At 69.1% G+C, this 9,270-nt stretch carries 7 protein-coding genes and 1 pseudogene; 1 reads left to right on the plus strand and 7 read right to left on the minus strand.

Going from position 1 to position 9,270, the window contains the following annotated elements:
* Positions 1-397, minus strand: a 397-nt coding sequence (locus RWX45_RS01055) for an FAD-dependent oxidoreductase (protein ID WP_316021941.1), incomplete at its 3' end; no start/stop codon positions are given.
* A gap of 145 nt (positions 398-542) precedes the next feature.
* Between RWX45_RS01055 and RWX45_RS01060 the strand changes: the two genes are divergently transcribed.
* Positions 543-1,160 carry a YbaK/EbsC family protein gene (locus tag RWX45_RS01060; RefSeq protein WP_316021942.1) on the plus strand — a complete coding sequence of 206 codons (618 nt, stop codon included), beginning with the start codon at positions 543-545 and terminating at the stop codon, positions 1,158-1,160.
* 18 nt (positions 1,161-1,178) lie between these two features.
* On the opposite strand, the gene RWX45_RS01065 is transcribed toward RWX45_RS01060, so the two are convergent.
* The 6 genes and pseudogenes from RWX45_RS01065 to RWX45_RS01090 form a co-directional block, all read right to left on the minus strand.
* On the minus strand, positions 1,179-2,867 hold the full coding sequence (locus RWX45_RS01065; protein ID WP_316021943.1) for an NAD(P)-binding protein: 1,689 nt from the start codon (positions 2,865-2,867) through the stop codon (positions 1,179-1,181).
* A gap of 1 nt (position 2,868) precedes the next feature.
* The gene (locus tag RWX45_RS01070) at positions 2,869-3,999 is read right to left on the minus strand and encodes a thiamine pyrophosphate-dependent enzyme (RefSeq protein ID WP_316021944.1); all 1,131 of its coding nucleotides are present in this window, start codon (positions 3,997-3,999) and stop codon (positions 2,869-2,871) included.
* The gene (gene porA / locus RWX45_RS01075; RefSeq protein ID WP_316021945.1) at positions 3,996-5,204 is read right to left on the minus strand and encodes a pyruvate ferredoxin oxidoreductase; all 1,209 of its coding nucleotides are present in this window, start codon (positions 5,202-5,204) and stop codon (positions 3,996-3,998) included. The genes RWX45_RS01070 and porA overlap by 4 nt, the downstream gene beginning before the upstream one ends.
* The gene (locus RWX45_RS01080) at positions 5,194-5,826 is read right to left on the minus strand and encodes a 2-oxoacid:acceptor oxidoreductase family protein (protein ID WP_316021946.1); all 633 of its coding nucleotides are present in this window, start codon (positions 5,824-5,826) and stop codon (positions 5,194-5,196) included. The genes porA and RWX45_RS01080 overlap by 11 nt, the downstream gene beginning before the upstream one ends.
* 348 nt (positions 5,827-6,174) lie before the next feature.
* Positions 6,175-8,856: an aconitate hydratase AcnA gene (acnA, locus tag RWX45_RS01085; RefSeq protein WP_316021947.1), complete on the minus strand. Its 2,682-nt coding sequence runs from the start codon at positions 8,854-8,856 to the stop codon at positions 6,175-6,177.
* A gap of 197 nt (positions 8,857-9,053) precedes the next feature.
* Positions 9,054-9,270 (minus strand): annotated as a pseudogene (locus RWX45_RS01090) (class I SAM-dependent RNA methyltransferase); the annotation flags it as partial.

Genomic DNA, 9,270 nt, shown 5'->3' on the forward strand with positions numbered 1-9,270 from the left:
AGTCGGCGAACATGGTCTCGTGGGCGGCCACCATGCCGCCGACAACGCGTTCCTTGCGCTCCCGCAGCGCCGCCAGGTCGATACGTGCCCGGGTCAGCAGCGCGGTGTCGTCCCGGGAGCTGGAGGCGTCGGCACCGAGTTCCGGCAGGGCGACGCCGTAGGCGGCGGCGCCCTGGACCTGGTGCAGGATGCGGGCGGAGGCGATGAGGGTCTTGGTGGGGATGCAGGCGACGTTGATGCAGGTGCCGCCGACCTTGTCGCGCTCGACCATGACGACGTCCTCGCCCTTCCGGGCGCGCAGCATCGCCAGTGATTTGCCTGCCTTTCCGCCCCCGACGACGAGGAGGTCCACGTCCTGGACCTGCGGGGATGTGGTGGCGGCTGCGGTGTCGTTCATGCCTTCTCCTCGACTCCATCGCTGCTTATCGCAGAGCTCAACGCCCGGTGCAGCGCTGTTCATTCCCGTCCGGTGCGGGCGACCGTCTTAGACTTGTGCGGTGCTGGCTGCCAACGCACCATCCACCGAGTATGAGGATCGACCTATGAGCGAACCGGATCGAAGCAGCGAACCAGCTGAACTGCGCGAACCCGCCGATGTCTTCGCCGAGACCTTGGGGTGGCAGTCCGCCCTGGAGCGCACAGACCTGTTGGCCCCGCCCGTCGCGGCCGCGCTCCGTGCCCTCGCCGGCACCGCAGAAGGTCGAGACCTGGCGAATGCGGCGAAAGTGGTAGAGATCGACCCAGATCTGTCCGACACGGATGCACTCACCGCGACGTACTCGCTCAACCCCGAGGCAACCGGCAACTGCGTACTGGTGGCGGGCAAGCGCTCCGGGGAGCGGCGCGTGGCGGCCTGCGTGGTGCGGGCCACCGATTTCGCCGACGTCAATCACCTGGTCAAGAACCTCATCGACGTGCGCAAGGCGTCCTTCCTGCCCATGGAACAGGCGGTGGACATGAGCGGCATGGCCTACGGCGGCATCACCCCGGTGGGCCTGCCCGCGGGGTGGCGGCTGCTCATCGACGCGCAGGTGGCGGCGCGCGACACGATCCTCATCGGCTCCGGCGTGCGCCACTCCAAGTTACTCGTGCCCGGAGCGCTGCTGGCGGCCCTGCCCGGCGCCGAGGTCATTGAGGGTCTGGGCGTCACCCCCGCCTGACCTCCAGCCGGGACACCATCAACTCATCTCCGGGATCATCTCAATGGCGCCGCAGGGGCACTCCTCCACGCAGATGCCACAGCCCTTGCAGTAGTCGTAGTTGAAGGCGTAGCGCTGCCCCGGCTCCAGCTTGATGACGGCATTGTCCGGGCATACCCCATAGCAGTTGTCGCACTCGAAGCAGTTGCCGCAGCTCATGCACCGCCGCGCCTCGAACAGGGCGTCTTCAGGGCTCAGCCCCTGAACCACTTCGTCGAAGGTCTGGGAGCGGCGAGCCCCCTCCAGGCGCTCACGCACCTGCTGGGGCGCATCGGAGTAGTACCAGGAGTTGATGGCGCCGATATCGGCCAGCCGGTGGCGGGCCGGGGGCCGGTAGACCTCGCCGCGCAGATAGGCATCGATGGCGCGGGCGGCCTGCTTGCCATGCCCGATGCCCACCGTGACGGTGCGCCCGGAGGGCACCATGTCCCCGCCGGCGAACAGTCCCGGGTGCCCGGTCATGAACTGGTCGTCGACCTGCACCACGCCGTCCTCGATGGTCAGTCCTTCCACGCCCTCCACCAGGCCCAGGTCCGATTCCTGTCCCAGCGCCAGGATGAGGGAGTCGGCGGCCAGGTCCTCGAACTGGCCGGTGGGCTGCGGGAAGCCGGTTTCGTCGAGCTCCATTTTCTCGATGCGCAACGTGCCGGCGTCGGCGTGTTGGACGGTGGACAGCCACCGCATCTGGATGCCCTCCTCCAGGGCCTCGACCACCTCGGAGTCGTGGGCCGGCATGCGCTCGCGGGTGCGCCGGTAGACGATGATCGCCTCCTCGGCGCCCAGGCGCTTGGCGGTGCGGGCGGCGTCGAGGGCGGTGTTGCCGCCGCCGTAGACCACCACTCGCCGCCCCAGCCCGAGCTGGTCGGCGGTGCCGTCGCCGTCCTCCATGCCCTTGAGCAGGGTGACGGCGTCCAGGATGCGGGCGGCCTCGCCCGCCGGGATGTAGGTGCGCCGCCCGACCTGGGCACCAATGGCCAGGAAGACGGCGTCGAATTCGCCGGAGTCCAGATCCGGCGCGATATGGTCCACCTTGCTGTCCAGGACGAAGCGGACCCCCATGCCCTCGATGCGGGCGATCTCGGCGTCGAGCACGTCACGGGGCAGGCGGTAGGCGGGGATGCCGTAGCGCATCATTCCGCCCGCCTTGGGGGCAGCGTCGCGGACGGTGACGGCGTGGCCGCGGCGACGCAACTGGTAGGCGGCGCTGAGGCCGGCGGGGCCGGCCCCCACCACGAGCACGCGTTTGCCGGTCTCCGGCGCGCACGGATCAGGGACCCACCCCTGGCGCAGCGCCTCGTCACCCAGGAAGCGCTCGACGGCGTTAATGCCCACGGCTTCGTCCACCTTGCCGCGGTTGCAGGCAGTCTGGCAGGGGTGGTAGCACACGCGTCCCATAACGGCGGGCAGAGGGTTGTCCTTCATGAGGGTGCGCCAGGCCTGCTCGTAGGAGCCGTCCTCGGCGTCGTAAAGCCACTTCTGGATATTCTCCCCGGCGGGGCAGGCATCGTTGCAGGGTGGCAGGAAGTCGCGGTACACGGGACGCTCCACCCGCCAGGCGCCGGTCTTGTTCTCCAGGGAGGAGGCCATGGCCAAGGTGATGGCGTAGGGCCGGACTCTTCCGGTTCCGGCGGCAGCGGATGCGGGTTCAGGAGTGGAGGCGGGGGTCATGTCAGTCCTCCTTGGGGGCATCGTTGAGGTCAGCGCGCGCACCCAGAGTGGAGGTGGCACCGGTGGCCTCGTCGTTCAGAACGGGGACCGCGTCGGGGCTCCCCAGCAGTCCGTAGCGACGAATGTTGCGGTCGGCGAGAGCCTGAATACGGCGGATCGTCTCCTCATCCTTCGTGGGGCGGAACAGGTGGGCGAACCGACGCTGGAGCACGAGGTAGTCCTCCACCGGCACCTGACGGCGAATGGGGCTGACCCCGGTGACCTCGCCGTGTTCGGCTTCGAAGACGGGGAAGAGCCCGGATTCCACGGCCAGGCGGGCGATGCGCACGGTGTGGGAGGACTTCGCTCCCCAACCCAGGGGGCAGGGGACGAACACGTGGATGTAACGCGGACCGTGCAGCCCCATCGCGTAGGTGACCTTGCGTTCCAGGTCGTGCAGATCCGCGACCGTTGCCGTGGCCACGTAGGGGATCTCATGGGCCATGGCGATGCGAGGCACGTCCTTGCCCTGGCCGAACACGTTGCCCGGCGTATCCCCCACCGCCTGGGTGGTGGCGGTGCGGGCCGCCGGCGGGGTGGCGCCCGAGCGCTGGACCCCGGTGTTCATGTAGGCCTCGTTGTCGTAACAGACGTACAGGACGTCATCGCCGCGTTCGAACATCCCGGACAGACAACCGAAGCCGATGTCCACGGTGCCGCCGTCGCCACCCTGGGCGACCACCCGGATGTCCTCACGCCCCCTGGCCTTGAGCCCCGCGGCCACGCCGGTGGCCACGGCGGGGGTATTACCGAACAGGGAGTGCAGCCAGGGCAGACGCCAGGCGGACTCGGGGTAGGGCGAGGAGAAGACCTCCAGGCAGCCGGTGGCGTTGACGGTGACCACGCTGCCTCCGGCATCCTCGGCCGCGGCCGTAGCGGCGTCGAGCACGTAGCGGGCTCCCAGCGCCTCCCCGCAGCCCTGGCAGGCGCGGTGCCCGGAGGTGAGCGTGTTGTTCCGCTCCCGGCTGGACTGGAGCGAGCGGACCTCAGGCAGGAGCCGGTTGCCCACGGCGAAGGAGCCGACTTGGTAGAAACGTGTCCGGCCGCCCGACTGCTGCGGTGCGGCGGTAGAGGTGGTCGACGTCGTCGTCATGACGCTGCTCCTTGTGTGCTCGGGCCGACCGCCGCCAGATGGGCGGCGACGGCGGCTTCGTCCAAGTCCAGGAACTCCAGTGGGGCGAGCTCGCCGCGGTCGGCGCGGCGCAGGACCTCGGCCAGGGAGGCCGAGGTGATGTCACGGCCTCCCAAGCCTGCGGCCACCGTGGTCAGGGTGACCTCGCCGGCGCGGTCCCACAGGACACGACGCAGGTCCTCCTCGACAATGCCGCCACGTCCCAGGCAGAAGGCGCGCTCCAGGCTCACCACCCGCTTCGCCCCGGCCAGCGCGCGCGCCATGGCAGCCTCCGGGAAGGGCCGGAAGGAGGTGAGGGTCACCAGGCCCACCGGTACGCCCTCGTCCCACAGGGCGTCAATGACATCCTTGAGAGTCCCGTTCACCGACCCCAGCGCCACCACCACCGTTTCGGCTCCCTCCGTACGGTAGGTGTGCAGGAGGCCACCGGATTCCCGGCCGAAGGCCGCGGCGAACTCACGCCCCACGCGCTCAACCACCTCGACGGCGTCGCACTGCTTGCGGTGCGCCAGATAGCGGACCTCCGTGAAGGCCTCGGGCCCTACCATGGCGCCGATGGTGACCGGGTCCTCCGGGTCGAGGGACTGGACGGGATGGAATGGGGGCAGGAAGGCATCCACCTGCTCCGGCTCGGGCACGTCGACGCGCTCGACGGCGTGGGTGAGGACGAATCCGTCCATGCACACCATGACCGGCAGGCTCAGTTCCTCGGCGATACGGAAGGCCTGAACATGCAGATCCGCGGCCTCCTGGTTGTCCGCTGCAAAGAGCTGCAGCCAGCCGCTATCACGCTGGCTCATGGTGTCGGATTGGTCGTTCCAGATATTGATGGGGGCACCGATGGCCCGGTTCGCCACGGTCATAACAATGGGCAGCCCCAGGCCGGAGGCGTTGTACACCGCCTCCACCATGTACAACAGGCCCTGGGAGGCGGTGGCCGTATAGGCGCGGGCGCCCACGGCGCTGGCACCGATGGCCACGGACTGGGCGGCGAACTCGGACTCGACGTTGACGTACTCGCATGCCAGTTCCCCCACTTTGACCAAGCGGGAGAGTTCCTCCACGATGTGCGTCTGCGGCGAGATGGGGTAGGCGCACACGACATCCGGACGGCAGGCGGCCACAGCGGCCGCCACCGCCTTCGATCCCTCGATCTCACGCAGCACCGGCGTCCTCCTCAGTGTCGTAGGTGGTCGGGGTCTCAGACCCGGCGAGCTTGTTGGCCAGCTTGTCCGCGACGATCGTGTGGGCGGCCCGGGCGGCGGCAATATTGCGCTCGCCAACCGTTCCCGGGAAGCGGTCCGCAATGGCGGCGCACACGGCCTCGATGCCGAGCACATCGGTGACGGCGGTCAAGGCTCCCAGCAGGACGGCGTTGGGCAGGGGCCGCCCGAGGTGTTCCATGGCCAGGTCCGTGGCCGGCACGGTGAGACGATGGTCCGGAGGAATCGCGGCCACCGTGGCCGGGTCCAGGTCCAAGGCGGCGAATGGCCGCGAGGAGTTGATAAGCGCGTATCCGCCCGGACGCAGACCGGCGAACACGTCGATGGCGCCGAGCAGGGTGGGGTCCTGGATAATGACGGCGTCCGGGGCCAGGACGGGTTCGTGGGTGCGGATCGGCCGGGTGTCGATCCGGCAGTAGGAGACCACGGGCGCCCCCGTGCGTTCGGAGCCGAAGGACGGGAAGGCCTGGGCGTAGTGGTCCTCCTTGAAAGCGGCGTAGGCCAGCAGGTCCGCCGCGGTCACCACCCCCTGGCCACCCCGGCCGTGGATACGGATCTGGAACATCGCGCCTCCTTGCCCGGCGCCTGTCGACGCCGTTCTCGGTCACGATCGAGTTTAGGTGTCTCAGATCTCATTCATGTGCGCGCTCACACACCGCACCGCGGGTCATCGTCCTGGACGAGGCCGCAATTCGCGGCATCGCAGGGAGAACCGGACGAATCGTGGCCGCACAGACCCTCCGAGAACCTTGACGCGTCCCCGGCCGGAGCCGTGTCGCCGCAGGCAAAAAGCACATGCCCGGCTGCCGTAATGCCGTCATGCCGCCGAAGACGCGTACCCGCAAACGGATGACGCCCGCGCTCGGTGAGCGCGGGCGTCATCCGTTTGCGCCGACGAAAGGAATCTGCCGGGTTATCGCTGCTCGCCGCGGGCGAGATCCCGCAGCACGTACTGCAGGATGCCGCCGTTGCGGAAGTAGTCCGCCTCACCGGGGGTGTCGATGCGCACATGCGCGTCGAAGACGGTCTCGCTGCCGTCGGCCCTGCGGGCGGTGACCGCGACGGTCTTGGGGGTCACGCCGTCGTTGAGGGCAGTCAAGCCGGTGATCGAGAAGGTCTCGGTGCCGTCCAGGCCCAGTGAAGCCGCCGACTGGCCGGCGGGAAACTGCAGCGGCACCACGCCCATGCCGATGAGGTTGGAGCGGTGGATGCGCTCGAAGGACTCGGCAATGACCGCCTTGACGCCGAGCAGCGCCGTGCCCTTGGCCGCCCAGTCGCGCGAGGAGCCCGAACCGTACTCCTTGCCTCCCAGCACCACCAGCGGCACCCCGGCCGCCTGATACGCCTGGGAGGCGTCGTAGATGGACTCCTGGGTTCCGGTGAGGAAGTTGCGGGTGTAGCCGCCCTCGACCCCGTCGAGCAGCTGGTTGCGCAGCCGAATGTTGGCGAAGGTACCCCGGATCATGACCTCGTGGTTGCCGCGGCGCGAGCCGTAGGAGTTGAAGTCAGCCCGCGCTACGCCGTGCTCGGCCAGGTAGCGGCCCGCGGGGGAATCGGCCTTGATGGCGCCGGCCGGGGAGATGTGGTCGGTGGTCACCGAGTCGCCCAGCAGGGCGAGCACCCGGGCACCGGTGATGTCCTCCACGGGGGTCAGCTCCATGGTCAGCCCCTCGAAGAAGGGGGCCTTGCGCACGTAGGTGGAGTCCCCATCCCAGGTGAAGGTCTCCCCCTCGGGGGTGTCCAAGCCCCGCCAGCGCGCGTCGCCGGCGAACACGTCGGCGTAGTCGCGCGTGTACATCTCCCGGTCGATGGTGGCGTCGATGACGGCCTGCACCTCGGTGGGGTCGGGCCAGATGTCGGCCAGGAACACGTCGTTGCCCTCGTCGTCGCGCCCCAGCGGCTCGGTGGCGAAGTCAAAGTCCATGGTCCCGGCCAGGGCGTAGGCGATGACCAGCGGCGGGGAGGCCAGGTAGTTCATCTTGACGTCGGGGTTGATGCGCCCCTCGAAGTTGCGGTTGCCGGACAGCACCGACACCACCGCCAGGTCGGCCTCATTGACCGCCGCAGAGACCTCGGCGGGCAGCGGCCCGGAGTTGCCGATGCAGGTAGCGCAGCCGTAGCCGACCAGGTTGAAGCCGAGCTCATTGAGCGCCGGCCACAGGCCCGCCTTCTCATAGTAGTCGGTGACCACCTGGGATCCGGGCGCGGTGGAGGTCTTGACCCACGGCTTGGAGCGCAGCCCCTTGGCGACCGCGTTGCGGGCCAGCAGCCCGGCCGCGACCATGACGGAGGGGTTGGAGGTGTTGGTGCAGGAGGTGATCGAGGCGATGGCCACATGACCGTGGTCGAGGGTCACCTGTGTGCCGTCCGCCAGGGTGACCGGCGTGGGCTTGTGCGTCTCGGCGGCGTAGGCGGGCAGGGCCTGGGCGAAGGCGGCCTTCGAGCCGGAGAGCTCAATACGGTCCTGCGGACGCTTGGGGCCGGCGATGGAGGGCACCACCGTGGACAGGTCCAGCTCGAGGTATTCGGAGTAGACCGCCTGGCGAGCCGGGTCGTGCCACAGGCCCTGCGCCTTGGTGTACTCCTCCACCAGGCGGATGTTCTCCTCGGAGCGGCCGGTCAGCCGCAGGTAGTCCAGGGTGACCTCGTCAATGGGGAAGATCGCGGCGGTGGAGCCGAACTCGGGGCTCATGTTGCCGATGGTGGCGCGGTTGGCCAGCGGCACCTGGGCGACGCCCTCGCCGTAGAACTCCACGATCTTGCCCACTACCCCGTGAGCGCGCAGCATCTGGGTGATGGTGAGCACCACGTCGGTGGCGGTGGCGCCAGCGGGGATGGACCCGGAGAGCTTGAAGCCCACCACGCGCGGGATGAGCATGGATACCGGCTGGCCGAGCATGGCGGCCTCGGCCTCAATGCCGCCCACGCCCCAGCCGAGGACACCCAGGCCGTTGACCATGGTGGTGTGGGAGTCGGTGCCCACGCAGGTGTCCGGGTAGGCCTGGGTGACGCCGTCCACCTCGCGGGTGAAGACGGTGCGGGCCAGGTGCTCGATGTTGACCTGGTGCACGATGCCGGTGCCCGGGGGGACCACGCGGAAGTTCGCCAGGGCACCCTGCCCCCAGCGCAGGAACTGGTAGCGCTCGGCGTTGCGCTCATACTCACGTTCCTTGTTGCGCTCCAGGGAGCTGGCCAGGCCGAAGGAGTCGATCTGGACGGAGTGGTCAATGACCATCTCCGCAGGTGCCAGCGGGTTGATGACCTCGGGGTCGCCCCCCAGATCGGCAACCGCCTCGCGCATGGTGGCCAGGTCGACGATGCAGGGCACACCGGTGAAGTCCTGCATGATGACGCGCGCCGGGGTGAACTGGATCTCGGTGTCGGGTTCGGCGGCGGGGTCCCACGCGGCCAGCGCCCGCACGTGGTCGGCGGTGACATTGGCCCCGTCCTCGGTGCGCAGCAGGTTCTCGGCGAGGACCTTGAGCGCGTAGGGCAGTCGGCTCAGCCCATCGACGGCGTCGAGTCGGTAGATCTCGTAGTTACGTCCGTCCACGTCGAGGGCGGCACGGGAGTGGAAGGTGTCGAGACTGGTCAATATCGTTCCTCTTCGTCCTGGCGTACGGAGCGCACCTGGCCCGTACGGCGGTTCCAACCGTCGTTCACGGTAGCGGACGACGTGTCATCCGGCGTCAACACGGCCCCACCCGGCCCCTGCCGCGTCGGGCATACGCCACGCCCGGCTTACGTAACTGACGCGGCGCCAGGATGATTCCGGATCGCTTGGCGCGGCCGCTAGCGCACCAGCGTGGCGATGGTCTCGAAGTGGTGCGTGTGCGGGAACATGTCCAGCGCGCTGATGGCGGCCAGCCGGTAGCCGGTATGCAGGAAGGTGCCCAGGTCGCGGGCCAGCGCGGCCGGGTCGCAGGCGACGAGCACGACCCGGCTGGGGCTCAGAGTGGCCACCGCCTCGATGATCTTGCGTCCGGCGCCCCGCCGCGGCGGGTCCAGG

The organism is Actinomyces sp. MRS3W, assembly GCF_032465695.1.
Classification (GTDB): Bacteria; Actinomycetota; Actinomycetes; order Actinomycetales; family Actinomycetaceae; genus Actinomyces.